The following is a 24,193-nucleotide window of genomic DNA, read 5'->3' on the forward strand; positions in this document are numbered from 1 at the left end:
GGCTGGTCGTTCTTGTCCCCACACCCGCCCACGCGGACTGATGCAGGTCCCGAATAGCCCTTGGCGCCTGTGAACCAAGCGCTAGGCGCTATTTTTTTCTCAGCAAACGCCAGCGGCGCGCTGTCACTGGAGGCCGAGCTGCGCCTTCAGCGCCCCCCAGGCCGTGCCGTTGAGGCGTTGCGCGTAACTCAATACCTGATTCACGTCGGTGGCGGGCCGCTGCTGCCGGGTTTGGTAGACCGCGCCGTTGTATTCGGCATAACCTCGCGTGCTGTCCAGCGTGGTGGTCGGGAAGGCGGTGAACTTGAGCACGTTCACGCCGCCGATGACCTGGATGGTGAAAGCGCTCTGCGCGAGCGGCGTGCAGTTGCTGGAATCGGTGTAGTTCGGTGCCGTGGCGTCGCAGCGGTACAGCTGGGCGGTGCCGCCGTCGATGAACGCGGCCCGCAGGCTGTGGGTGGAGTCCACCAGGCCCAGCGGCAAGGTTCCGGCGGCAGTGGCCGGGTTGGCGGCGGCTACCGTGCGGGTGGCCACCAGGTTGGCCAGCGTGCCGTTGCCCAGGGAGTCGGTCGCCGTGTTGTTGATGCGGATCGGCCAGTTCAGCTGTGCGCTCACATTGGTGCGCAGCGTCGAGCCCGCGGGGAAGGTGGCGGTGCCCAGCGCGGTGGTGGACGCCATGGTGACCACCGGCGTGCGTGTCACGCCCTCGGCATTCAGCCGGCTGTCGCCCACCTGCATCTGCGCCACCACGTCGGCCATGGCGCGGCCCGACACGTCCTGCTCGACCAAGGTCGCGCTGTAGAAGCGGGTGGCACCGTCGCAGAACCGGGTGCGACTCGGCGAGCCCCGCGTGTTCAGGCGTGGCGGCGTGCCGTCGCAGCGGTTCCAGCCGTTGTCGGTGAGCTGTACGGATGCTGGCGTCGGGTAGAGCTGAGCGCCAGTGAGTGCGGTGCCTGCAGCCAGGCCGGCGCGGCGCTCGAACTGCTGCACGTTGCCGTTCGCATCCACCACGCCGTCTGTCTCCCGCACGGCATAGGTGTAGTTCTGCGCGTCGGTGTAGTTCAGCGATGCCAGCGTGGCGGCGGGCATGGCGGGGGCCGCGACGGCCACGGTGGTGGCAACGCCGCCCCATTCGAACACCGTGGCCGTGACCTGGGCGGCGGTGCGGGCCGTGTCGGGCAGCACGGCCGCGGAGGACAGCGGGTCGCCCTGGTAGTCGTAGAGCTTGGCCACCGGCACGGCCAGTTGCTGCGCCACGGCGGCTTCTGCGTCGGCCAGCGACAGGCCCTTGGCCACGGCGTTCTGCACCAGGGTGGTCAGGGGCGAGATCTGGGCCGCCTTGCCGGCGGGTGCCGCCAGCACGTATTCGCGCGTGGTGGCCGTCGAGTTGGGGTCGGCCGCATCCACTGCCGACGCGCCCACCACCGCCAGCACCGCTGCCGCCTGGAAGGCGCTGGCGGCCGCGACGTCGGTGGGCTGGTAGGTCAGCGTGTAGGCGCCGTCGGCACCGGTCGCGGCGGACAGGGGCTCGGAGGCATCGCAGGCCTGGTTGGCATTCAAGTCCACGCAGACCTTGGCGCCCCGGACCCCCTGATCGATGACGACCGTACCGGACAGCGTGATGGCGGCGGGTGCCGCCGGAGCGGGGGCTGGTGCTGGTGCTGGTGCGGGAGCAGGTGCGGGGCTTGGCGCGGGCGAGGCGGTGTCGTTGTCCCCCCCGCCACCTCCGCAGGCGGCGAGCAGGCTCAACACGCCGGCGGCCAACAGGCTCTTGTAGAGCGGCGGGAAGGCCACGCCCGTGTCGGCGCGGAAGGGAGAGGGGCAGGGGGAGGTGCGGCGTGTGGTCATGGCGTGATTTCTCGAAACGTGTGGAGATGACGCGCCGACGTTACGGTGATACGTTCGGAAACGACATGATGCAAATGCATCATGCGTTGCGACCCTGACGTGCTGCAACCTGGCATCGACACAACGACAACGCGACAGGGAGGGAGGGTGCATGGCTCAGACCCCAGGCATGGAAGACTTCAGCGATCTGCTGCTGCACGTGTATCGACTGGCGCACGAGCAGCCGCTGCACGCCTTTCAGGACGCATCGCTGGATGCGCTTCGCAGGGTGCTGCCCTTCGATTCATCGATGTGGGGTTCGGCGACCCCTGGAGTGGCGGGTATCGACATCCACACGCTGCACCTCGACCGCCAGCCCGCCGAGATGCTTTCGGCCTACGAGGCAGTCAAGCACCTGGACACCGCTGCCGCCCGGGTGATGCAGGCGCCACGCGCCACGCTCGGTTTCGATGCCGCGGCGCAGTTCGGCGCCCCGCATCAGAAGGCCATCAGCGCCTACGGCCGGCGATTCGGGCAGCGGCACTTCTTCATCACGTCGACCGCCAACCCGGCCAATGGCCTGACGCAGTGGATCACGCTGTTCCGGGCGCACGAAGGCGCATGTGGAACGGAGCGGGAGCGCACCCTGCTGGCGGCGGTGGCGCCGCACTTTCACCAGGCCGTTGGCTACAACCGGATGCGCCATCTGGAGGCTCTCGCGCCAGACCATGCGCCCGGCGGTGACGCACTGAAGCCCGCGCAGGGAGAGCGCGCCCAGGCCGTCGCGGACCTGCGCGGCACCGTCTATCACGCCACGCCTGCCTTCGATGCGATGCTGCGCACCGAGTGGAGTGCGCAGCCGGCCCGCCGCCTGCCGCCGCCGCTCCTGCAGCACTTCGCCAGCGGCAGCGCACGGTTCGCCGGCCACACGCTGGTGGTGCGCTGCCATGTGGAGCGCGATCTGATGTTCGTGAACGCCCGTCCCCGCTGCGCGGCCGACCAGTTGACGCCGCGCGAGTGGCAGATCGGCTGGCTTCTGGCACAGGGCCTGAGTCACAAGGAGATAGCGCGCCGGCTGGACCGCGCACCGGCCACGGTGCGCAACCACATCCAGACGATCTACCGGCGTCTGGACGTGGGCAGCGTCGCGGCCTTGATCGCCGAGCTGCATGCCGCGCTGGACTGATACGGATCTGCCTTCAGCCGGCTAACGCAAGTGGGTTCGCCTCGCCGTGCGACAGCGCTGTTTTCGGCTTACCGCCTGGTCATTTGATGGAAGACAAACCGTAGGGAGAGCACCGCCGGAACCCCCGCGCACCCCCGTACCCACCGTCGCGGCGCAGGGCCGCCAGAGCCGTCAATCGCGCGTGACGCGCAGCACCTCTTCGGGGCTGGTGATGCCGGCCTGCACCAGCCGCTCGCCGTCTTCCCGCATCAGGCGCATGCCGCGGGCCAGGGCGGCGGTGCGGATGTCGGCCTCCGCCGCCTGGTTGTGCACCTTCTCGCGGATGGCGTCGTCCACCACCAGCAGCTCGAACACGCCCGTGCGGCCGCGGTAGCCGCTCGGGTCTGCGGGATCGAGCTTGCGCACCAGGCGCTGGGCCAGCACGCCCAGCAGCGAGCTGGACAGGAGGAAGGGCTCCACGCCCATGTCGGTCAGGCGGGTGATGGCGCTGGCGGCGTCGTTGGTGTGCAGCGTGGCCAGCACCAGGTGGCCGGTGAGCGATGCCTGGATGGCGATCTGTGCGGTCTCGAAGTCGCGGATCTCCCCGATCATGATCACGTCCGGGTCCTGCCGCAGGATGGCGCGCAGGGCCTTGGCGAAGGTCAGGTCGATGCGGGCGTTCACCTGCGTCTGGCCCACGCCCGCCAGTTCGTACTCGATGGGGTCTTCCACCGTCATGATGTTGCCCTGCGTCGCGTCCATGCGCTGCAGCGCCGCGTAGAGCGTGGTGGACTTGCCCGAGCCCGTGGGCCCCGTCACCAGGATGATGCCGTGCGGCTGGGCAATGAGCTGCTCGAAGCGCGACAGCGTGTCGCCCTGCATGCCCACCGATTCGAGCGTGAGCTTGGTCTGCGTCTTGTCCAGCAGGCGCAGCACGGCGCGTTCGCCGTGGGCGCTGGGCAGGGTGGAGACGCGCACGTCGATGGCCCGGGTGCCCAGGCGCAGGCTGATGCGGCCGTCCTGCGGCAGGCGCTTTTCGGAGATGTCGAGGTCGGCCATGATCTTCAGGCGCGAGATCAGCGCGGCGTGCAGGGCGCGGTTGGGCTGCACCACTTCGCGCAGCGTGCCGTCCACCCGGAAGCGCACGCTGGAATGGCGCTCGTACGGCTCGATGTGGATGTCGCTCGCGCCGTCGCGCGCAGCCTGGGTCAGCAGCGCGTTCAGCATGCGGATGATGGGCGCGTCGCCGGCCGACTCCAGCAGGTCTTCCACGGCCGGCAGCTCCTGCATCATGCGCGAGAGGTCGGCGTCGCTTTCCACCTCGCTCACCACCATGGCGGCGCTGGATTCGTTCTGCGAATAGGCGGCGCTGATGCGCTGGGCCAGCGCGGTGGCGTCCAGCGGCATCAGCTGGCGTACGCCGGGGTGCTTGCGCAGCACTTCCGACAGCGCGCCGGCATCGGGCACCAGGCCGTGCCAGAGCACCAGGCTCTGGCCGTCGTCTTCCAGCAGCAGCTGCGCGGAGCGCGCGAACGCATAGGGCAGGGGGTGGCGCATGGGTGGCCGTGCCTTATTGCGGGCTGTAGGGCGACGGGTTGCCCGGCACATAGGCCGGGGCTGGCGCGGGCGCGGCGGGCTGCACCAGCGGCACTGGCTGCAGCGGCGCGATCAGCGGCGGCGGCGTGGGCGCGCGCGGCGCCACGGGCGCGCCGGGCTGCGTGGCGATGGGTTGCGCGGGCAGCGGCGGCAGCACCGGCGCGTCGGGCACGCTGCGCATCACCGTGCTGGGCGCGGGCTGCGTGGCCTGCTGCAGCGCGCGGATGGCCTCGTAGCGGTCCATCACCAGCGCGTCGCTGGTGGCGCCGTCGCGGATCACCACCGGGCGCAGGAACACCATCAGGTTGGTCTTGCGGCGCGAGCGGTTCTCGTTGCGAAACAGCGCGCCCACCACCGGCAGGTCGCCCACCACCGGCACCTTGTCCTGGCCCAGGGCATAGCGGTCTTCCAGCAGGCCGCCCAGCACGATCACGCTGCCGTCGCCCACCAGCACGGTGGATTCGATGGAGCGCTTGCTGGTGGTCGGGCCGTTGACCGAGTTGAGCGTGGAGGCGTCCACCTGCGACACCTCCTGGTAGAGCGTGAGCTTGACGGTGCCGTTCTCGTTGATCTGCGGGCGCACGCGCAGCATCAGGCCCACGTCCTTGCGCTCCACCGTGGTGAACGGGTTCACCGTGGAGCTGCCGGTGGTGTTGGCATAGGAGCCCGTGGGGAAGGGCACGTTGTTGCCGATGATGATCTGGGCCTCTTCGTTGTCCAGCGTCATCAGGTTGGGGGTGGAGAGCACGTTGGCGTCGCCCGTGTTCTCCAGGAAGTTGGCGAGCGCGCCCAGGTAGTAGTTGCCGTTGATGCGCGGCGCAACGGCGATGTTGAGGCCGTTGTTCAGGTTGGACGCGGCGCTGGCGATGGTGGTGGTATTGCCGGTGGCCGCAGCCAGCGCCAGGCTGAGGATGTTGGCCCCGCCCCCGGAACTGGACGCGCCGGAATTGGTGCCCAGCACGCCGACGGTGCCGTTGCCGTAGTTGCCCATCACGCCCTGCCACTGGATGCCGAATTCCGCCACTTTGTTGGCCGAGACCTCGACGATCAGGCTCTCCACCAGCACCTGCGCACGCCGGCCGTCGAGCTGGTCGATGACCGCACGCAGCTGGCGGAACTGCGGCTCGGGCGCCGAGATGATGAGCGAGTTGGTGGTCGGGTCGGCCTGGATCTGCCCGCCGGTCGAAGGCTGGTTGCTGTTGGCCGAATTCAGGCTGCCGGCGGCGCTGCCCAGGCCTCCGGCGCCGCTGCTGCCCGAGCCCATGGCGCCGGCGCCGCCGCCGAAGCTGCCGCCGGCCGTGCCGCCCGCCATGCCGCCGCCCGTCTGCGACAGGCCGCCCGTGGCGCTGCTGGTGGCGCCGCCGCTGGCGCTGCCGCCCGCAGCATTGCTGCCCATCGAGGCCGCCAGCGCGGCGCGGAGGGTGGTGGCTAGCTTCGTCGCGTCGGCGTTCTTCAGGTAGACCACGTGGATGTTGCCGTTTGCCGCACTGCTGCCGGGCGCGGCCGGCTGGTCGAGCTTGGCGACCAGCGTGCGCACCAGCGCCAGGCGCGCCGGGTTGGCTGCGCGCACGATCAGCGAATTGCTGCGCGGCTCGGCCAGCAGCGTGGTGCGAAAGCCCGTGTCCGACTGGCCGGCCGTGGGCGTGCCCTGGCCGGCGGCAGCCGTGGGGGCCGCGCTGCCCGACCCTTCGATCAGCCGCGACACCAGCGGTGCCAGCTCGCTCGCCACCGCGTTCTGCAGCGGGATGATCTCCACGTCGCTGGCATTGGACACATCCATCGCCGCCACGATGCGCGCGATGCGCTGCAGGTTGTCGGCGTAGTCGGTGATGACCAGCGAGTTGTTGCCCGGGTTCACGTTGATGGTGTTGTTGGGGCTGATGAGCGGGCGCAGCACCGGCACCAGGTTGGCTGCGTTCTCGAAATTCAGCTTGAATATCTGCGTGACGATCTGGCCGCCCGAAGGCGCGCGGCCCGAGCTGCCCTGCGTCACGCTCACCGAGCCGGCCTGCAGCTTGGCGTCGGCCTCGGGCACCACCTTGTAGAGCCCGGCCGCCTCCACCACGGTGAAGCCCTGCAGGCGCAGCGCCGCCAGGAACTGGTCGAACGCGGCGGCCGGCGTCACGGCCCGCTCGGTCACCAGGTTCAGCTGGCCCTTCACGCGCGGGTCCACCACCACGTTGCGGCCGGTGATGGTGGCCATGGTGCGGGCCAAGGCTTCGATGTCGGCACCGGCGAAGTTCAGCGTGACCGGCTCGCCCGCGCGCACGCTGCCGGTGCTGGTGGATACCGCAGTCTGCGCATGCAATGGGCCGCTGGCGCACGCCAGTAGGGCACAAGTAGCTATAAAATTAATAGCAAAATGCAGGCGCTGGGAAGGCAAGGAATTCATACGGTCAACCCACGGTGATGATGGAGCGCGCGCCGTTGCGCCGCCCGATGATGTTGAGAAGGTTCGCCAGCGCGGCTTCGCGGTCGGGCGCGGCGCTGGCCTCGCCGGTGAAGCGCAGGCGGTTGCCCACCCACTGGCCGCTGCCCTGCAGCAGCAGCGCGCCGCCCAGCGTGGTCAGCGTGAGCGTGGGGGCCGGGCCGCTGCCCTGCAGCGCCAGGCGGTAGCTGCCCATGGGGCGCAGGGTGGAAAGGCGGGAAGACATGTCGAGCGCATCGAGCTGCAGGCTGCCGCCCAGCTGCATGCGGCCGTCGGCCCACGACAGGGTCAGCGCCTGGGTGGACAGCTGCAGCTGGCCCTGCGGCTGCACGGTGTTCCAGGGCGTGCCCAGGCCGGCCAGCACCGCGGCGGGCCACTGGCTGCGGCCGTCGGCCAGCGCCACGTGCGCCGTGCCCCAGCCGGCGCGCAGCGCGACGCGCAGCGGCTCGGCGGCGCTGGTGCAGCAGTCGGCCCGCAACTCGGCCCGCACGCCGGCCCAGGCCGGGCGCAGCCGCCACTGCAGCCGGCCGGGCAGGGCGGCGCGGTCCTGGCTGCCGCCGCCGCCCGTGAGCAGCAGCTGCGCCGAGCCGTTCCAGACCGTGCCGCGCGGCTCGGCCAGCTGCACCTGGCCGGCGCTGGCACGGGCCACGCCCGCGGCCAGCCAGCGGGCGGGCGCGAACAGCGCCATCGCCGGCAGCACGCCCAGCAGCAGCCCGAGCACGGCCCAGCCCCACGGCGAGCGGGGCGCGGCAGTGGAGGACAGGTTGCGCGAGGAAGAACGGGCCACGGGGAAAAGCGGTGTGAAGGGTGCGGGATGGAGGAAAGAGTTGCCAGGAGGCAGCGGAATGCGGGTGTACGCCGGCGGACGCTGGGCGCTCAGGTGGGCGGCAGCACCAGCACCAGCGTGCCGTCCCAGCGGGGCGGGCCGCTCGGGCTGGCCGGGCCGGCAGCGGACGCCGGGGCCGCGCCGGGCAGGCCGGCTCCTGCGGCCGTGCCGGCTCGGGGCGCGCCGGGCGCAGCCGGCGCCGCCGTGGCGGTGGCCGACCGGGTCAGCCTGGCTTCCAGCGGCACGGCGCGGCTGGTGCTGCGCACCTGCGTGAGCCACTGCGCCAGGGCGTCGGCGGGCGTGCCCTTCAGGGTGACGGTCACCCGGTCGCCTGCTGCCGTCAGCTGCGCGCTGGCGCCCAGCTGCTGGGTGAGCGATGTCTGCAGGCTGCGCAGCGCATCGCTGCCGCGTGCGCGGGGCACGGCCTGCAATTGCAGCGCCTCGGCCTGCAGCGACTGCATGTGCTGCAGTTGCGCGTCGAGCGCGGCATGGCGGGCGGGGGCGGTGCGCAGCGTCTGCAGTGCCGGCGCCAGGGCCACCCACCACAGCAGGGCCAGTGCGACCACGCCGCCTGCGGCCAGCACCAGGGTCTGTTCGCGGCGCGCCATCGCCCTCCAGCGGGCCTGCAGCGCGGGGGCCAGCGGGGCGGCCGCGCCGCCGGGCGGGGCGCCGGCGCCGTGCTTCTTGCGCATGATGTTCATCGCTGCACCTCCAGCCGCACCTGCAGCAGGCCGTTCTGTTCACGCGCCAGGTAGCCGCGGGCCATCAGCCGCTGGTTCAGCGTGTCGATGGCGGCGGCGTCAAGGTCGAGCCCGCGCAGGCGCAGCTCGCCGCCTGCATATTCCAGCGATGCCGGCAGTTGTCCGTCCGGCAGCGCCGCGCCGGTGGCGGCCATGACCGGTTCCAGATCGGCGGGCGAGAGGCTGCCGGCGGCCTGGCGCAGCAGGGCCAGCTCGCGTTCCATCTGCACCGGCGCGTCCACGATGGCCCTGACTTGCGGGAAGGTCTGGGTGAGCGCGCTGCGCACGCCGGCTTCCTTGGCCGCCAGCGCCCGGCGTTCCTGCCAGGCCCACACGTTCAGTCCCACCACCTGTGCGACGAGCAGCACCCCGATGGCCCAGCGCGCGGCGCGCCACTGGGGGGCGCGCGCCAGCAGGCCGGCGGCGCTGCCGGCCTTGCGCAGGGCGCGGGTGCGGCCGCTGCTGGCCAGGTCGAACTGGGCCAGGTCCCAGTCGCCGCGGGCCGCTTGCAGGGCGCGCTGGCTGGCGGTGTGCAGTTCCACCGGGCGGCCCAGCAGGCGCTCGGCCAGGGTGGCCACCGCGGGTTCCGCCCGCAGCGGCTCGGGCGCGGCAGCGTCGCCGGCGGCCTGGGCGCTGGCGCCCAGCCAGTCGAGCGACGCGGGCGTGAGCGGCAGCATCACCACGGCCTGATCGGCGCCGTGGCCGGTGGCCACCAGCTGCGGGTCTTCCGGCGTGCCGACGGCGAAGAATTCGGCCGCGCCGCTGGCCGTCGGGCCGGGCGCGAATTCGGGCACCACGCGCGACACCGGCCGGCCGGCGGCCTCCAGCGTCTGCAGGGCCGCGCGCAGCCAGGCGCGGTCGCACACGGCGACCCAGGCGGGCTCGCCCGCACGCGCGCCGGGCTGCAGCGCGAAGTGCAGCAGCACGGTGTCGTCGAGCAGGCGCTCTTCCAGCAGGCCTTCCAGCACGGCGCGCAGGCGCGGCGCCTGGCCGCCCGTGCCCTGGGGCAGGGTCACCCGGTGCCAGGAAAGCAGGCGCGCGGGCACCACGGCCACCGTCTCTCCGGCGCGCCCGGGGTCGGGCAGCAGGGCGGCGGTGGCGCTGGCATGGCGGATGGCGGTGTGGCCGTCGGCGGTCAGCGTGTAGCTGTACTCGGCGGCGGGCCCCGGCGTGTCCGGGGACAGGGTCAGGATGAGGGTGCTCATGGATCGGTTCGGCGGGCCATTCTAGAGGCGGGCGATGACAGTGCCGCGCGCGGGACGGGGGCGGGGCCGCTGGCGGGACGCGAGGACGCTCAGCGGCGCAGGGCGTCGGCACTGTCGCGCACGAAGCTGCCGCGCTCGCGCCACAGGGTGCGCACCAGTCCCCGCTGCTTGAGCACCAGCGACCGTTCCTCCACCACCGCCGTGCCCAGCCGCAGCCGGCCGCGCACCTCGAAGTAGCTGGACGACACGGAATGCGTGGCCCCGGTCAGCTCGGCCTGGCTGCCGATCAGCCTGGCGGCGTCGGTCTCGGTCTTGAAGTAGTTGCCCTCGCGCGCCTGCACCAGCCGCTGCGCATCGGCCATGTCCAGCTTGTCGATGCTGGCCCACAGCACCACGGCGTCGGCCGTGTTCACGTTGACCCGGGTGGGCACGGGCAGCAGCGTGGCATAGGGCGCGAGTGCCGCGACGCTGGCCGCCGACAGGCCCCACCAGGTCAGTTGCGACACGGTCTGCGGCAGCAGCGGCGCCGCTGCGTTGCGGCTGGCACTGACCGCGCCACCGGTCCCACCGGCACCGATCGCGCCGGTCGGCACGCCGGAGCCGGTGCCCGAGCCGATGCCGCCGCTGCGCTGCACCTGGGCCTGCGCCATGCCCTGGCTCAGCAGCGTCAGCTCCTGCATCGGCAGGCCCAGGTATTCGAAGAGCCGGGTGAACTGGCGCAGCGCCACCGGGTTGACCTGCCCGTTGCTGGCCAGGTTGCGCAGGTTCAGGCGTGACTGCAGATCGGTGATCTGCCCCGAGAGAAAGGCGTTGGCCGTGTCGGTGCTGGCATCTTCCACCTGGGCCACGCCCCGCTGCGCGGCCAGGAAGGTGGAGAGGCGCGCCTCTTCCAGCGGCACCGCCCAGGGCTCCGTCAGGTTGTCGGTGCCGTCGCCGTTGCGTGCCAGCGAATCCTCCCGCAGGATCAGCCGCGACCAGTCCAGCGCGCCCACCAGAATCCAGGCGGACTGCACGCGCGCGCGCTCGGCGGTCTCCACTTCCACCGACCGCCACTGCTGCCACATCGCGGCGGAGGCGAACGCGGCCACCAGCGTCACCGTCAGCATGGCTGCCAGGAGCGCGGCGCCCCGCTGGGCAGCGCTGCGGCAGGGGGCTGCCGTCTGCAAGGTGCGGCGCCCGCTCATGACTTGTTGCCCCCTTGCAGCGGGTTGACCCAGTCGATCGTCATCTCGCCGGCCAGTGGGCCGCCCGCAGGCAGCAGCAACTGCAGGCGAATGCCGTCGGGAATGCTGGCCGCCTCGGGCGACAGACCGCCCGGCGTCTGCGGCGATGCCGAGGTGCCGGTACTGGACTGCGCGTTCGACCACGCGCCGCCCCGGTAATAGAACACCTGCCATTGCTGGACGGGCATCAGCACGGTTTCCGCGCGGCGCTCGGCCTCGCCCGGCGTGCGGGCCCACTGCGCCGCGCGCTGCCAGGCGTCCTCCCACTCGCCATGCGTGCGCAGCGGCGGCGACTGCCAGCGCAGCCACTGCGTCTGGCCATCCACCGCCCGGGACGCCCAGGCCACCACCAGCGCGCCCTCGTCGGGCAGCCGCGTGCCATGCCGCGTCAGCCGGAGCACCTGGCCGTCCCAGGCCAGGGGCTCCGTGCCCTCGATGGCCTGCAGCGCATCCAGGTCGGCCTTCCACTGCGCCAGTACCGTCTCCATGACCAGCAGGCCATCGGTGCGCTGGCGCGTCTGCTCCTGCGACCGCACCATCCCATCCAGCCCGCGCCAGCTCATGATGGCGATCAGCGCCATGACCGCGATGGCGACCATCAGCTCGATCAGGGTGAAGCCATGTGCGCTACGGCGATCAGCAAGCAGCCTCAATTGCCCGCTCCCCGTTGGTCGGCAGCGTCCACATGCCCCGAGCATCGCGCGGCGCTGAACTGACCGAAGGCCGCGGAGCAGGCCAAGCCAGCAGACGGCGGGGAGCTGGCTTGGCCAGGCCACTGCCGGCGCCCCTCTGCCCGACGTGCGCAGAACGTCGAGAGCGGGGGGAAGCGGCGGAGCCGCTCAGGGGGGAGGGCCATCAATACCTCCCCACGATGGTCGAAACCCGCAGCACGGAGTTGCCACCTTCCGACACCTGCGCATCGACGCGGCGGAACTGCGGGTTGGGCAGCGGCAGCACCGACACCAGCACGTCGTAGCGCCGCCCCGCCTGCTCGCACGTGAGCTGGGAATCGCCGATCGAGGGAATCTGGCTGGAAAGCCGCACCTTCACCAGCTCGTTTTCGGCGCACACATGCGCCAGCAGCACATCGGTCTGGCGTGCCGCGTTCCGCGTCAGGGCGGACGTGGCCTGCAGCCCCGCCAGCAGGGCGATGGCGACGATGGCCAAGGCCACCATCACCTCGACCAGCGTGAAGCCTCGCTGCTGGCCGGCGCAGCGGCGGGGGCGGGGGTGGCGGCGGATGCGGGCGTGTGCGCGCGTCATTGCAGGCCCTGCGCCGCAAAAGGCCGCAGCCCGTCGGTGGCCACCCGCACCGCGCGCTGCGGATACGCGCTGCTGACGATCACCACCTGCTGCGCGCCGATCAGCGGCTCCGGCCCCAGCCAAAGCACGGCCGGCCCGCGCACGCCGGTGGCGGCGTCCAGCCACTGCGTGGGCAACTGCGCGCCCTGCGGCAGCCCGTCGAAGCGGAACCCCTGCGGCCCACCCTGCCAGCGCACGGCCACGCCCGAGGTGCGCGACTGCACCCGCGCCGATTCCAGCAGCGCCGCCAGGCGCTCGCCCTCGCGCTGCAGCTGCGTGTCGCCGCTGTCGCGCAGCGCGAACCCCACGCCGACGGTGGCCAGGGCGATGATGGAGATCACGACCAGCAGCTCCAGCAAGGTGAAGCCGCGTGAAGGGGGACGAGAGGTCAAGGCTCACACCCGGGGTGGAGGACCCCAGGCCACAGGATCACTGCCAGCTGCCGATATCGGCATCCTTGCCTTCGCCGCCCGATTGGCCATCGGCGCCGAACGACATCACGTCGACCTCGCCCTTGATGCCCGGGCTGAGGTACTGGTAGGGCCGGCCCCAGGGGTCGTTGGGCAGCTTTTCCAGGTAAGGGCGCCAGTTGCCGGGCACCGGGCCGGTGGAGGGCTTGGCGATCAGCGCCTGCAGGCCCTGCTCGGCCGTGGGGTAGCGCTGGTTGTCCAGGCGGTAGAGCTTCAATGCCTGCACGATGTTGGTGATGTCGGTGCGGGCGGCGGTGCTGCGGGCGTCATCGGCGCGGTCGAGCACGTTGGGCACGATCAGCGCGGCCAGCACGCCGATGATGACCAGCACCACCATGAGCTCGATCAGGGTGAAGCCGGCTGCCACGCGGCGGCGGATGCGCTGGCCGAGCCGCCGCTGTCCGGTCGCGGCGGGCCCGCCAGGGGTGGCGGGGCCGGGCCGGGAAGCGGTGGCGATGGGCTGCATGGTGTCGATCAAACGCGTATGGGGGCTCGGATGGGACATATCCGGTCAATCATAATCCTGCGATGGTGACAAACACATACAGCCCCTGGGGCGTGCGGCTGGGCACGATGGCGCTCTGGGCTCTGGCGGGCGCAAGCACGGTGTACTGGGGCTTGAAGCTGTCCGCCCAGGCGCCGTCCCTGCCCGTCGCGGTGGCCGCGCCCGAGCCGGTGGCGCCGGACGCGCTGGCGCTGGCCCGCTTGCTGGGCGCAGGGCCGCCCACCCCGGTGGCGGCGCCGGCCGCAGCCAGCCGCTTCGCGCTGGTGGGCGTACTGGCCGGCACGTCCAGCGGCGGCGGTGCCGCGCTGATCGCCATCGATGGCAAGCCCGCGAGGCCGTACCGCGTCGGGGCCGAACTGGAGCCCGGGCTGGTGCTGCAGTCGCTGGGCCGCAACCAGGCGCGTCTGGGGCCGTCGATGGGCGGAGACACCAGCGTGGCGCTGGACATGCCGCTCCGGAAATAGCCACCCACGCCGGCCCCCTGGCCCGGGCTTCAGCCCAGCGGCACCGTGGCCCAGCCGCCGAATGCGGGGGCGGCGTCCGTCCATTCCTCCGACCGGGGCAGCCGCCCCCCATGCCGCTGCAGCCAAAGCACGCACCGCACCACGCCAGCGTGGGTGATCCAGAGCACGTCCGCACCCGGTGCCCGGGCGGCGGCCCGCCGGGCGTCGGCCAGCGCATCGGCCACGCGCAGCAGCATGGCCGACAGGCGCTCTCCGCCGCCGGGGGCGTGATCGGCGAAGGCATCGGTCCAGGCGTCGATGTCGGCGCGGGCGATGTCGTTCCAGCCGCGGGCCTCCCAGAGGCCAAAGTGCAGCTCGGTCAGGCGGTCATCTGCATCCAGGGTCATATCGGGCCGCAGCGCTTTGAGCTCCAGCGCGAGCTGCTCACATCTTTGGAGCGGTGAATGCCGGCACGCCACCAGCCGCCGAGGCAGGGCGGCCTGCAGCGTGGCCGCTGCCTGCGCGGTGGCGTGCGCATCGGCCGGGACGTCGTGGCGGCCATAGCAGATGCCCGGCCCGATCAGCGGTTGCGCATGGCGGGCCAGCCAGAGCCGGGGGCCGGGGGGCGGCGGGAGCGAGGGCGGGGGCGCAGTCACAGCGCGCGGGGTGCCAGCGCGATGGCGGCGCCCAGGTAGAAGGCGATCTCGCACACCTGCTGGGTGGCGCCCAGGCAATCGCCGGTGAAGCCCTGCAGCCGGCGCGCAAACCAGCGGCCCATGGCGGCGGCGGCCACGGCGCTGGCGGCCAGGCATGCTGCGAGAGTGAGAGCGCCCAGCGCCCATGCCACCAGCGCCAGCGGCAAGGCGCACCAGGCAGCTGCGGCCCCCAAGGCCGGCAGGGCGATCCGGTCGGCCAGCGGCTTGCTCTTGGAGGTGGCGGTGTCGCCCACATGCGGCAGGCAGCGGATCAGCAGCAGCGGCCAGCCGCGCGAGACGACGTGACCCGTCCAGAGCAGCAGCAGCGTGGGCGCCAGCCCGTGGCGGCCGAGCAGCGCCAGCAGCGCCACCTTGGCCAGCAGCGCCAGCACCAGCGCCATGGCGCCGAAAGCGCCAACCCGCGAGTCCTTCATGATCTCCAGCGCCCGCTCGCGTTGCGCGCTGCCGCCCAGGCCGTCGGCCACGTCGGCCAGGCCGTCTTCATGGAAGCCGCCCGTGGCGACCACGGTGGCGACGGTGCAGCCCACCGCGGCCACCAGCCACACGAGCGGCGTTCCGGCGTGGGCTGGCGCCAGCCCGCCGCCCAGCGCGGCGTGCAGCAGCCCGTACACGGCCACGGCCACACCGCCGACCAGCCAGCCGACGCCCGGAAAGTGTGCGGCGCTGGCCCGCAGCATGGCGGGGCTGTAGCCCACCCAGTCCGCCAGCCTGCCGGTCACTGGCAGCCGGGTGAAGAACTGCACCGCCAGCAGGTAGTGGCGCAACGCCTGCGGCAGGCGGAGCAGGGGTTTCATGGGTTTGCTATGAAAATAATAGCTATTAACGCTTATGAATAAAGCGCTGCAGGCCTATTTGGCTTGAAGAAACAGCTGGTAGGCCGGGTTGGCCGTCTCTTCGACCCAGGGGTAGTCGAGCGCCTGCAGGAAAGCATCGAACGCGGCCTTGTCCTCGGGCGGCACCTGCATGCCGACGAGGATGCGGCCGTAGTCGGCACCCTGGTTGCGGTAGTGGAACAGGCTGATGTTCCAGGTGGGCTGCATCAGGCTCAGGAACTTGAGCAGCGCGCCGGGCCGTTCGGGGAACGTGAAGCGCATCAGGCGCTCGTCCTGCGCCAGGGCCGAATGGCCGCCCACCAGGTGGCGCAAGTGTTCCTTGGCCAGCTCGTCGTGGGTCAGGTCCAGCGCCCGGAAGCCGTGCTGCTCGAAGGTGCCGGCGATCTGCGTGGATTCGCCCCGGCCCAGCGTGGTCAGGCCCACGAACACGTGGGCGCGGTCGGCGTCGCTGATGCGGTAGATGAATTCGGTCACGTTGCGCGGGCCGCCGGGCAGGGCGCCGACGACTTCGCAAAAGCGGCGGAAGCTGCCCCGCGCCTCGGGAATGGTCACGGCGAACAGGGCTTCGCGCTCCTCGCCCACCTCGGCCCGCTCGGCGACGAAGCGCAGGCGGTCGAAATTCATGTTGGCGCCGCAGAGGATGGCGGCATACGTCTCGCCCGAGGTGCCGCGCTCTGCCACGTACTGCTTGATGGCGGCCACGGCCAGCGCGCCGGCCGGCTCCACGATGCTGCGCGTGTCCACGAAGATGTCCTTGATCGCGGCGCAGACGGCGTCGGTGTCGACGGTGATGAATTCGTCCACCAGGCCGCTCGCGACGCGGAAGGTTTCCTCCCCCACCAGCTTGACGGCCGTGCCGTCGGAAAAGAGGCCCACGTCGGGCAGCGTCACCCGCTGGTGGGCGCGCACCGACTGGGCCATGGCGTCGGAATCGTTCATCTGCACGCCGATCACGCGGATGTCGGGCCGCACCGCCTTGATGTAGTTGGCCACGCCGCTCACCAGCCCGCCGCCGCCGATGGCGACGAAGACGGCGTCGAGCCGGCTGCTGCCCAGGCTCTGCAGCTGCCGCAGGATCTCCATGGCGATGGTACCCTGGCCTGCGATGACGTCGGGGTCGTCGAAGGGGTGCACGAAGGTCAGCCCCTGCTCCTGCTGCAGCCGCACGGCATGGCCGTAGGCGTCCGAATAGCTGTCGCCATGCAGCACCACGTCGCCGCCAAGCGTGCGGACGGCATCGATCTTCAGCTGGGGCGTGGTGGTGGGCATGACGACCACGGCCCGGGCGCCCAGCTTGCGCGCGCTCATCGCGACACCCTGGGCATGGTTGCCGGCGGACGCGCAGATGACGCCCTTTTGCAGCTGTTCGGCCGTCAGGTGCGCCATCTTGTTGTAGGCACCGCGCAGCTTGAAGCTGAACACCGGCTGCTGGTCTTCGCGCTTGAGCAACACCTGGTTGCCGAGCCGCTGGCTCAGGGCGCGGGCCGGCTGCAGATCGGACTCGACGGCCACGTCGTAGACGCGGGCAGTGAGGATCTTCTTCAGGTAATCGAAGGGGGTGAGAGGCTGGGTCATGGGCAAGGCGTCAGGAAGAGCCCGCCGCGGCAAGCGGCGGGGCCGTCATCATAGGCGCTTGCCTTCAGCGCCCGGACGGGGCGCCGACCGGGCAAAAAAAACGGCCCCGAACCGTGAGGTCCAGGGCCGAATCCATCCTTTGAGGAGATGGAGGAGACAATAGGTGCACTGATCAAATGAAGCAGCGCATGGGTCAAGTGTAGCGCAACGGATGCTGCGATGCAGCAAAATTGCATGACCGGCGGTCGGGCAGTCTGTACCGCCGATCCAACTTTGGGGAAAAAACAACATGGAATGCACCGTCAGCTGGACTGGAACCAGCGGAACCCGCTCTGGCATGGGCTTCATCGCGGAAACCGGCAGCGGCCACGTTCTGGCCATGGATGGCGCGCCCGACGCCGCCAACCCCGCCAACGGCGGCCAGAACCTGGCGCCGCGCCCGATGGAAACCGTGCTGGCGGGCACCGGAGGCTGCACCGCCTACGACGTGGTGCTGATCCTCAAGCGCGGCCGGCACGACGTGCGGGGCTGCAGCGTGAAGCTGACCTCCGAGCGCGCGCAAGTCGATCCCAAGGTGTTCACCAAGATCCACATGCAGTTCACGGTGACCGGGCGAGGCATTCCGGCGGCGGCCGTGGAGCGTGCCATCGCGATGAGCCACGACAAATACTGCTCGGCCAGCATCATGCTGGGCAAGACGGCCGAGATCACGACCGGTTTCGACATCGTCGAGGGTTGATGGCGCAGGCCCCGGGGCGCAGGGGCCGCAGCGCATGGCGTTGCAAGCGGCTCCGGTCCAGCCGGTGATGCGCCAGGGCGGGCCAGGCCCTTTCAAGCAGCGCGCCTCAGGGAGTCTCCTGGAGCCGCAGAAGGCCTTTTATAGATAGTGCGCCGTGGTCGTCATCACCTTGGCGGCTGCGCGCATGGCCCACCGTGCCGGCGCGGGAAGGGGCAGGGCGCCGGACGCCAGCGCATGGGCCGCATGGCGCTCCTCGTCCGCCTGCATGCGCACCACCACGGCGCGCGAGGCGTGGTCGGCGAGCGGCAGGCGGCTCAGGTGCCCCTTCAAATGCTGGGCCACCTGGCGCTCGGTTTCCACCACGAAGCCCAGGCTGGCGCGGTCGCTCACCTTCGCCGCCACCAGCCCGATCGTGAACGCCCCTGCGTACCAGAGCGGGTTCAGCAGGCTGGGACGGGCGCCCAGTGCGTCCAGCCGCTCCTGGGTCCATGCCAGGTGATCGGTTTCCTCGCGCGCCGCATCCAGCAGATCGCGGCGCAGTGCCGGGTCCCGCGTCACGCTCGCCTGTGCCGTGTAGAGCGCCTGTGCGCACACCTCCCCGACATGGTTCACACGCATCAACGCACCGGAAAGCCGTTTTTCTGGCGCGGAAAGTGCTTGTTGCCCTGTGCCGCGGGCGGGGGAGGCCTCCGAAGCCGAAGGCTTGGCGAACAGGGTCTTGAGCGCGGCATCCGCGGCAATCAGTAATTTGTCCATGGTGACGGCGAAAGTGAGGGAATCGGCCAGGGAATCAAGAGGAATCGGTGTAGGCGGGGACGACGCTGTTGCGAGGGTTTTCGTCGATTGCGCGGCCCTGTTGCAGCACTGCAACGGAATCCGCCTTCGCAATCGAATTGTGCGGGAATTCCTTTGCGAAACCCGCTGGCGTCTGTTGCAATACCCGTAACTTCCCCACCAGGAGGTTGGCCCGGGGAACCGGCGAGGGCTGCGCGTCTTTCGCAGCTCGGCCCTCTGAACCGGCGCCCTCTGTTTAACCTTGGAGTAACTCGCAATGAAAAAATCCCTGATTGCCCTGGCTGTGCTGGCTTCCTCCGGTGCTGCAATGGCTCAGTCGTCCGTGACGCTGTTCGGTATCGTCGACACCGGCGTGACCTACATCGACAACGCCAACCCAGCTGGCGACAACGTGTACGGCCTGACCACCAGCGGCAACGCGACGAGCCGCCTGGGCTTCCGCGGTACCGAAGATCTGGGTGGCGGCCTGAAGGCTGGCTTCTGGCTCGAAGGCGAAATCTTCGGTGACAACGGCAATGCTTCCGGTTTCAACTTCCAACGTCGTTCCACCATCAGCCTGATGGGCGGCTTCGGTGAAGTCCGTCTGGGCCGTGAACTGACCCCTGGCTACAGCAAGACCAGCGGCTACGACATCTTCGGTCAAACCGGTATCGGCCAATTCAACGGCTGGCAAAACTGGAACGGCAGCCCAACGGCTGACGCTGGCAACGTGCGTTCCAGCAACATGGTCAGCTACTACACGCCTAACTTCGGCGGCTTCACCGCTGGTCTGGGCTACGGCTTCGACGAGCAAACCGTCGGCAAGGCTGGCCGCTACGCTGGTGGCTTCGGCGCCTACGACAACGGCCCTCTGAGCGTTGCTGTGTCGTACGACCAACGTGACCTGGTGAACGCTGCTAACGCCGCTGTTTCCCGTGACACCCTGACGGTTGGCGCTTCGTACAACCTGAACGTTGCCAAGCTGAGCACGATCCTGCAACAGTCGAAGTACGACCGTCCAGGCCAATCCGATGCCAAGTTCAACGCATACGCTCTGGGCGCTTCCGTGCCAGTCGGCGCCGGCGAATTCAAGCTGCAATACGCTCTGTACGACCAAAAGGCCATCGACTCCAAGGCTCACCAGCTGGCTATCGGCTACGTGCACAACCTGTCGAAGCGCACCGCTGTCTACGGCACGTACGCATACCTGAAGAACAAGGATGCTTCGAACCAAGCTCTGCCAGGCACCAAGGGCCTGTCGATCACGGGTCCTGGCGCTGGCGAAAACCAATCCGGCGTGCAAGTCGGCGTGCGCCACTCCTTCTAATTCCTCGCTGGCATTCGCCAGCCTGGGTTAGCAAGACAAAAAAACCGCTGCATTCGTGCAGCGGTTTTTTTTTGTCGCATTGGTAACAGAAATCTAGGGAAAACGATTGTGGTTATGACGCGACCGGCCCTATCGATACGCAGTCTTGATTTCTAGAATGAAATCTTCCTCATCCTGCAGAAAGAGACAACACATGCGTACTTCGTCTGTGAAAAAAATGGTGGCGGTCACCGCCCTGGCAGTCGTGGGCCCCGTCGCATTTGCACAGCAGGCTGCCGTGAGCAGTGTGCAGCTGTACGGCATCGTGGACGTGGCGTACCGGCACACCAACAATGAAGGTGCCAACGCCAATGACTCGCTCAGCCAGCTGGTCGGCGGCGGCATGTCGCAAAGCCGCTGGGGCATCAACGTGAATGAGGAGCTGGGTGGCGGGCTCAAGGCCATCGCCAACCTGGAAAACCGCTTCGGCGCCGACACCGGCACCCCGACCACGCCGTACTTCCAACAGTCGTGGGTCGGTCTGCAAGGCGGTTTCGGCCGCCTGACGCTGGGTCGTCAATACAACATGCTGTTCGACCTGGTGACCTCCACCTATTCGTCCTTCCCCTATTCGCCCTACATGGAGGCCTACAAGCCCGAACTGGGCATGGCCATGGGCGCACGCGCCAACAACGCCATCAAGTACATGGCCGAAGTGGGCGGCCTGCGCGGTGCGCTGCAGTACTCCTTCGACGAAGGCAATACGGTCGACCAGCTGGGCACCTCGGTCAATCCAGCGGGCGCGATCCGCACCGCGGGTGGCTACCTGCGCTACGCCACCGGCGGCTGGGCCGGCGGTGTCGGTTACCTGAACACCCGCCTGCCGGGCGGCACCAAGGTCGATGCCTGGACGGCGGGCGGCTCCTACCGCACCGGCCCCTGGTACCTGAACCTGGGCTACGGCCTCAACAAGCGCCAGGATGACTATCCGCTGAGCGCTTCCGGCGTGGTGGACAGCGCCCTGATGGGTGCCTACTGGTCGGGCTCGTCCAATGGCGGTTTCCTTCCAGGCGCATCCGTCAACCCGGCGGCCCCCGCCACCTTGCTGGCCCTGCGCAACCACGCAGACAAGCGCCAGATGTACAAGGCCGGCTTCGGTTACCAGGCCACGCCCCAGATCAACGTGGGCCTGCATTACTTCCACGCCCGCCAGAGCGGCTCTGCCTCCGGTGCCTACAACGGCAAGGCCAACTTCCTGGTGTCCGTGCTGGACTACGCGCTTTCCAAGCGCACTGATGCGTATTTCGCGCTCGACCACACCCGCGTGAGCGGCGGCGCCGGCATGGCGCTGGACGCCAACGGCGCCCGTACCCGCACCGGCATCACGGTGGGCATGCGTCACCGCTTCTGATGGCGCCCGGGGCGGCGGCGCCCTGCGCCGTTGCCCGTGCGAGCGACCCACGGGGCCCGATGGTTCCTGGAATCAGCCAAGCCGACCGCCCGACCGGGTGGTCGGCTTCGTTTTTTCCAGCGGCTGCCCGCTCCTCCGCCATTCGCGGGTACGGCGGCGACGGGCGTTGCAGCGGCGCCCTCACGCCGTTGAGGCGACGGCCCGCGTGAGGTTGGCATCGGCCTTGCTCTGAACCCGCAGGGGCCGATGACCTGGTGCGCCAACGCACCATCGGTGGGAATGCGCGGGCGGCCGGAGCGCCATGCCCGCGCATCACCCGGCCCTGCTGCCAGCGAGCAGCGCACCGCGGCGTTGACCCATGACGCTTGCTGCCCGTTTGCAATCCCCGGATCCCTCCATCCTTCCTTCCACGTGGCCCTGCCGTTCATCCGCCCCGTCGCCCGTCCGGCGGTCCGCACCCTGCTGCCCCTTGGCCCGCACAGGCTTAGGTCCGATTCCGGCTGGCTCCCTGCTAGCATGCCCCGTCCAACTCCGGTTCTCTGAATGCTCGCCTTTATCCTGCGCCGCCTCATCCAGGCCGTGATCGTCATGGTCACCGTGGCCTTCATTTCCTTCATGCTCTTTCAGTATGTCGGCGACCCGGTCGTCTTCCTGCTGGGGCAGGACGCGACGCCCGAGCAGATCCGCGACATGCGCGCAGCGCTCGGGCTCGACAAGCCCTTCATCGTGCAGTTCTGGCATTTCCTGGTGAATGCGGCCCAGGGCGAATTCGGTCTCAGCCTGCGGCAGGGCGCCAAGGTGTCGCGGCTGATCGCCGAGCGGTTCCCGGCCACGCTCGAGCTGGCGCTGGTCGCCGCGTTGATGGCCCTGTTGATCGGCGTGCCGATGGGCGTCTATGCCGCGCTGCGCCGGGGCACCTTCACCAGCCAGCTCTTCATGACGCTGTCGCTGCTGGGCGTGTCGCTGCCCACCTTCCTGATCGGCATCCTGCTGATCCTGGTGTTCGCCGTGCACCTGGGCTGGTTCCCCAGCTTCGGACGGGGCGATGTGACGCAACTGGGCTGGTGGAGCACCGGCCTGCTGACCGCCAAGGGCTGGCACCACATCGTGCTGCCGGCGGTGACGCTGGCCATCTACCAGCTCACCCTCATCATGCGGCTGGTGCGTGCCGAGATGCTGGAGGTGCTGCGCGCCGACTACATCAAGTTCGCGCGTGCGCGGGGCCTCACCGACCGCGCCATCCACTTCGGCCATGCGCTCAAGAACACGCTGGTGCCCGTGATGACCATCACCGGCCTGCAGCTGGGTGGCCTGATCGCCTTCGCCATCATCACCGAGACGGTGTTCCAGTGGCCGGGCATGGGGCTCCTGTTCATCCAGGCCGTCACCTTTGCCGACATTCCCGTCATGGCCGCCTACCTGTGCCTGATCGCGCTGATCTTCGTCGTCATCAACCTGGTGGTGGACCTGCTGTATTTCGTGGTCGATCCGCGCCTGCGCGTCGGCAAGGCTGGAGGACATTGAGTGAGTCACCCCCCTGAGCGGCTTTGCCGCTCCGTGCCCCCGCCAGAGGCGCTGGCCCTTCGTGCACGTCCGAGCCTGCGCAGGCAGGCTTGGAGCCCCGGCACTCAGCCCCCGCTCTCGTCGCGCTGTGCGCTCCGGGCAGCAGGACGACGCCAGTGGCCTGGCAAAGCCAGTGCCACGGCGCCTGCTGGCATGGCCTGCTCCGCTGCCCCCGGACGGGTGAAGCCATGCCGGTTGGATGCGTTGTGGGCGACGCACAGCACCATGGACCACTGATATGAACCTTTCCTCCACCACCCCCACGCGGGCACAGCCACCGCGCCTGAAAGCCGGCGGCCGTGCCTTCGCGCAGATCGCGCAGTTCCACCCCGAACTCACCGCCTTCCGCCGCGACCTGCATGCGCATCCCGAGCTGGGCTTCGAGGAGGTCTACACCGGCGCGCGCGTCAAGGAAGCGCTCAAGGTCTGCGGCGTCGACGAGATCCACGACGGCATCGGGCGCACCGGCATCGTCGCGCTCATCCGCGGCCAGGGGCGGGGCAGCGGCAGCATGGTCGGCCTGCGCGCCGACATGGATGCCTTGCCGATGTCCGAGCAGGGCGAGGTGCCCTGGCGCTCCTGCAAGCCTGGCCTGATGCACGGCTGCGGCCACGACGGGCACACCGCCATGCTGGTGGGCGCGGCCCGCTACCTGGCCGCCACGCGCAACTTCGACGGCACGGCCGTGCTCATCTTCCAGCCCGGCGAGGAGGGCTTCGCCGGCGCGCGGGTGATGATCGAGGACGGCCTGTTCGAGCGCTTCCCGGTGCAGTCCGTCTTCGCCATGCACAACTGGCCGGCCATGAAGCCGGGCACGGTGGGCATCAACGACGGCGCCATGATGGCGGCGGCCGACCGCATCACCATCGAGATCAGCGGCCGCGGGGGCCACGGCGCGCACGCCTACCAGACGGTGGACGTGGTGCTGGTGGCGGCGCACATCATCACGGCGGTGCAGGGCATCGTCTCGCGCAATGTGCGGCCGCTCGACAGCGCCGTCATCAGCCTGTGCGCCGTGCAGGCGGGCGACCTGGGCGCCTTCAGCGTGCTGCCCGGCAGCGCCACCCTGGTGGGCACCGTGCGCAGCTTCGACCCCGCCGTGCAGGCGATGGTGGAGCGCCGCATCCAGGAGCTGTGCGCCGCCATCGCCCTCGGTTTCGGCGCCACGGCCACCGTGCGCTACGAGCGCATCTACCCGGCCACCATCAACACCGCCAGCCACGCCATCTTCGCGGGCGACGTGGCGCAGAGCCTGGTGGGTGCCGACAACGTGGTGCGCGACCTGGAGCCCAGCATGGGCGCCGAAGACTTCTCGTTCATGCTGCAGAGCCGCCCCGGCGCCTACCTGCGCATCGGACAGGGCATGGGGCCGGGCAACAGCGCGCTGCACAACAGCCGCTACGACTTCAACGACGACATCCTGCCGCTGGGCGCCGCGCTGCACGCCAGCCTGATCGAGCAGGCCATGCCGCTGGCCACGCTGTGAGGGCCGCCATGACTTCCGCCCCACCCGTGCCGCGTCTGAAAATCATGCGAAAACTGGCCT

22 protein-coding genes are annotated in these 24,193 nt (G+C 70.0%); 7 read left to right on the plus strand and 15 right to left on the minus strand.

Annotated features, from left to right (window positions below; genetic code table 11):
- Positions 1–123: 123 nt before the first annotated feature.
- Positions 124–1,848, minus strand: a complete 1,725-nt coding sequence (locus tag ASF94_RS01785) for a hypothetical protein (protein ID WP_156382380.1) — start codon at positions 1,846–1,848, stop codon at positions 124–126.
- A gap of 151 nt (positions 1,849–1,999) precedes the next feature.
- On the opposite strand from ASF94_RS01785, the gene ASF94_RS01790 reads away from it, so the two are divergent.
- Entirely contained in the window at positions 2,000–3,013 is a 1,014-nt protein-coding gene (locus ASF94_RS01790; RefSeq protein WP_056660583.1) for a LuxR C-terminal-related transcriptional regulator, read from the plus strand.
- 171 nt (positions 3,014–3,184) lie between these two features.
- On the opposite strand, the gene ASF94_RS01795 is transcribed toward ASF94_RS01790, so the two are convergent.
- From ASF94_RS01795 to gspG, 10 genes are all read right to left on the minus strand, one after another.
- Positions 3,185–4,549, minus strand: coding sequence for a GspE/PulE family protein (locus ASF94_RS01795; RefSeq protein ID WP_056660586.1), 1,365 nt, complete (start codon positions 4,547–4,549; stop codon positions 3,185–3,187).
- A gap of 13 nt (positions 4,550–4,562) precedes the next feature.
- Positions 4,563–6,980 carry a type II secretion system secretin GspD gene (gene gspD / locus ASF94_RS01800; protein WP_056660589.1) on the minus strand — a complete coding sequence of 806 codons (2,418 nt, stop codon included), beginning with the start codon at positions 6,978–6,980 and terminating at the stop codon, positions 4,563–4,565.
- Between the two features lie 4 nt (positions 6,981–6,984).
- Positions 6,985–7,737, minus strand: coding sequence for a type II secretion system protein N (gene gspN / locus ASF94_RS01805; protein ID WP_369818618.1), 753 nt, complete (start codon positions 7,735–7,737; stop codon positions 6,985–6,987).
- A 155-nt stretch (positions 7,738–7,892) separates the two neighbouring features.
- On the minus strand, positions 7,893–8,534 hold the full coding sequence (gene gspM / locus ASF94_RS01810; protein ID WP_056660824.1) for a type II secretion system protein GspM: 642 nt from the start codon (positions 8,532–8,534) through the stop codon (positions 7,893–7,895).
- A 5-nt stretch (positions 8,535–8,539) separates the two neighbouring features.
- Positions 8,540–9,787, minus strand: coding sequence for a type II secretion system protein GspL (gspL, locus tag ASF94_RS01815; protein WP_056660592.1), 1,248 nt, complete (start codon positions 9,785–9,787; stop codon positions 8,540–8,542).
- An 89-nt stretch (positions 9,788–9,876) separates the two neighbouring features.
- Positions 9,877–10,893, minus strand: a complete 1,017-nt coding sequence (gene gspK, locus ASF94_RS01820; RefSeq protein WP_082492921.1) for a type II secretion system minor pseudopilin GspK — start codon at positions 10,891–10,893, stop codon at positions 9,877–9,879.
- 74 nt (positions 10,894–10,967) lie between these two features.
- Positions 10,968–11,663 (minus strand): type II secretion system protein J, encoded by a 696-nt coding sequence (locus ASF94_RS01825; protein ID WP_369818616.1) that lies wholly within the window; start codon positions 11,661–11,663, stop codon positions 10,968–10,970.
- A 202-nt stretch (positions 11,664–11,865) separates the two neighbouring features.
- Entirely contained in the window at positions 11,866–12,273 is a 408-nt protein-coding gene (gene gspI, locus ASF94_RS01830) for a type II secretion system minor pseudopilin GspI (protein ID WP_082492905.1), read from the minus strand.
- Positions 12,270–12,704 (minus strand): Tfp pilus assembly protein FimT/FimU, encoded by a 435-nt coding sequence (locus ASF94_RS01835; protein ID WP_056660603.1) that lies wholly within the window; start codon positions 12,702–12,704, stop codon positions 12,270–12,272. Before ASF94_RS01835 ends, gspI begins: the two co-directional genes overlap by 4 nt.
- A 37-nt stretch (positions 12,705–12,741) precedes the next feature.
- Complete coding sequence (gene gspG, locus ASF94_RS01840; protein WP_304439484.1) at positions 12,742–13,287, minus strand: type II secretion system major pseudopilin GspG; 546 nt, start codon at positions 13,285–13,287, stop codon at positions 12,742–12,744.
- Between the two features lie 23 nt (positions 13,288–13,310).
- On the opposite strand from gspG, the gene ASF94_RS01845 reads away from it, so the two are divergent.
- On the plus strand, positions 13,311–13,751 hold the full coding sequence (locus ASF94_RS01845) for a type II secretion system protein N (protein WP_056660604.1): 441 nt from the start codon (positions 13,311–13,313) through the stop codon (positions 13,749–13,751).
- A gap of 29 nt (positions 13,752–13,780) precedes the next feature.
- Here ASF94_RS01845 and ASF94_RS01850 read toward each other — a convergent pair whose 3' ends face one another.
- Genes ASF94_RS01850 through ilvA form a run of 3 tightly spaced genes read right to left on the minus strand, consistent with a single transcriptional unit; the run spans position 13,781 to position 16,854 of the window.
- Positions 13,781–14,386, minus strand: a complete 606-nt coding sequence (locus ASF94_RS01850) for a histidine phosphatase family protein (protein WP_056660606.1) — start codon at positions 14,384–14,386, stop codon at positions 13,781–13,783.
- Positions 14,383–15,240: an adenosylcobinamide-GDP ribazoletransferase gene (locus ASF94_RS01855; RefSeq protein ID WP_056660609.1), complete on the minus strand. Its 858-nt coding sequence runs from the start codon at positions 15,238–15,240 to the stop codon at positions 14,383–14,385. The genes ASF94_RS01850 and ASF94_RS01855 overlap by 4 nt, the downstream gene beginning before the upstream one ends.
- A gap of 54 nt (positions 15,241–15,294) precedes the next feature.
- Positions 15,295–16,854: a threonine ammonia-lyase, biosynthetic gene (gene ilvA, locus ASF94_RS01860; protein WP_056660612.1), complete on the minus strand. Its 1,560-nt coding sequence runs from the start codon at positions 16,852–16,854 to the stop codon at positions 15,295–15,297.
- 289 nt (positions 16,855–17,143) lie between these two features.
- Between ilvA and ASF94_RS01865 the strand changes: the two genes are divergently transcribed.
- Complete coding sequence (locus tag ASF94_RS01865; protein WP_056660615.1) at positions 17,144–17,593, plus strand: OsmC family protein; 450 nt, start codon at positions 17,144–17,146, stop codon at positions 17,591–17,593.
- A 138-nt stretch (positions 17,594–17,731) separates the two neighbouring features.
- Here ASF94_RS01865 and coq7 read toward each other — a convergent pair whose 3' ends face one another.
- Positions 17,732–18,349, minus strand: a complete 618-nt coding sequence (gene coq7, locus ASF94_RS01870) for a 2-polyprenyl-3-methyl-6-methoxy-1,4-benzoquinone monooxygenase (RefSeq protein WP_056660616.1) — start codon at positions 18,347–18,349, stop codon at positions 17,732–17,734.
- 295 nt (positions 18,350–18,644) lie between these two features.
- Here coq7 and ASF94_RS01875 point away from each other — a divergent pair, with 295 nt between their 5' ends.
- The 4 genes from ASF94_RS01875 (at position 18,645) to ASF94_RS01890 (ending at position 24,133) form a co-directional block, all read left to right on the plus strand.
- A complete protein-coding gene (locus ASF94_RS01875; RefSeq protein WP_056660619.1) occupies positions 18,645–19,694 on the plus strand; it encodes a porin in 1,050 nt (349 codons plus the stop codon).
- A 193-nt stretch (positions 19,695–19,887) separates the two neighbouring features.
- On the plus strand, positions 19,888–21,084 hold the full coding sequence (locus tag ASF94_RS01880) for a porin (RefSeq protein WP_056660622.1): 1,197 nt from the start codon (positions 19,888–19,890) through the stop codon (positions 21,082–21,084).
- 543 nt (positions 21,085–21,627) lie between these two features.
- A complete protein-coding gene (locus ASF94_RS01885; RefSeq protein WP_056660623.1) occupies positions 21,628–22,608 on the plus strand; it encodes an ABC transporter permease in 981 nt (326 codons plus the stop codon).
- 277 nt (positions 22,609–22,885) lie between these two features.
- Positions 22,886–24,133, plus strand: a complete 1,248-nt coding sequence (locus tag ASF94_RS01890; RefSeq protein ID WP_056660624.1) for a M20 aminoacylase family protein — start codon at positions 22,886–22,888, stop codon at positions 24,131–24,133.
- The last annotated feature ends 60 nt before the right edge of the window (positions 24,134–24,193 follow it).

This window comes from Acidovorax sp. Leaf160 (genome assembly GCF_001424265.1).
In the GTDB taxonomy this organism is placed as follows: Bacteria; Pseudomonadota; Gammaproteobacteria; order Burkholderiales; family Burkholderiaceae_C; genus Paracidovorax.

Excerpts from the sequence above, each read along its gene's own strand:
- gspI (WP_082492905.1), bottom strand. The coding sequence starts at position 12,273 with ATGACGCGCGCACACGCCCGCATCCGCCGCCACCCCCGCCCCCGCCGC.
- gspD (WP_056660589.1), bottom strand. The coding sequence starts at position 6,980 with ATGAATTCCTTGCCTTCCCAGCGCCTGCATTTTGCTATTAATTTTATA.
- ASF94_RS01795 (WP_056660586.1), bottom strand. The coding sequence starts at position 4,549 with ATGCGCCACCCCCTGCCCTATGCGTTCGCGCGCTCCGCGCAGCTGCTG.
- gspG (WP_304439484.1), bottom strand. The coding sequence starts at position 13,287 with ATGTCCCATCCGAGCCCCCATACGCGTTTGATCGACACCATGCAGCCC.
- gspK (WP_082492921.1), bottom strand. The coding sequence starts at position 10,893 with ATGCTGACGGTGACGCTGGTGGCCGCGTTCGCCTCCGCCGCGATGTGG.
- ASF94_RS01880 (WP_056660622.1), top strand. The coding sequence starts at position 19,888 with ATGCGTACTTCGTCTGTGAAAAAAATGGTGGCGGTCACCGCCCTGGCA.
- ilvA (WP_056660612.1), bottom strand. The coding sequence starts at position 16,854 with ATGACCCAGCCTCTCACCCCCTTCGATTACCTGAAGAAGATCCTCACT.
- gspM (WP_056660824.1), bottom strand. The coding sequence starts at position 8,534 with ATGCGCAAGAAGCACGGCGCCGGCGCCCCGCCCGGCGGCGCGGCCGCC.
- ASF94_RS01885 (WP_056660623.1), top strand. The coding sequence starts at position 21,628 with ATGCTCGCCTTTATCCTGCGCCGCCTCATCCAGGCCGTGATCGTCATG.
- ASF94_RS01785 (WP_156382380.1), bottom strand. The coding sequence starts at position 1,848 with ATGACCACACGCCGCACCTCCCCCTGCCCCTCTCCCTTCCGCGCCGAC.
- ASF94_RS01875 (WP_056660619.1), top strand. The coding sequence starts at position 18,645 with ATGAAAAAATCCCTGATTGCCCTGGCTGTGCTGGCTTCCTCCGGTGCT.
- ASF94_RS01865 (WP_056660615.1), top strand. The coding sequence starts at position 17,144 with ATGGAATGCACCGTCAGCTGGACTGGAACCAGCGGAACCCGCTCTGGC.
- gspL (WP_056660592.1), bottom strand. The coding sequence starts at position 9,787 with ATGAGCACCCTCATCCTGACCCTGTCCCCGGACACGCCGGGGCCCGCC.
- coq7 (WP_056660616.1), bottom strand. The coding sequence starts at position 18,349 with ATGGACAAATTACTGATTGCCGCGGATGCCGCGCTCAAGACCCTGTTC.
- ASF94_RS01890 (WP_056660624.1), top strand. The coding sequence starts at position 22,886 with ATGAACCTTTCCTCCACCACCCCCACGCGGGCACAGCCACCGCGCCTG.
- ASF94_RS01855 (WP_056660609.1), bottom strand. The coding sequence starts at position 15,240 with ATGAAACCCCTGCTCCGCCTGCCGCAGGCGTTGCGCCACTACCTGCTG.
- ASF94_RS01790 (WP_056660583.1), top strand. The coding sequence starts at position 2,000 with ATGGCTCAGACCCCAGGCATGGAAGACTTCAGCGATCTGCTGCTGCAC.
- ASF94_RS01845 (WP_056660604.1), top strand. The coding sequence starts at position 13,311 with ATGGTGACAAACACATACAGCCCCTGGGGCGTGCGGCTGGGCACGATG.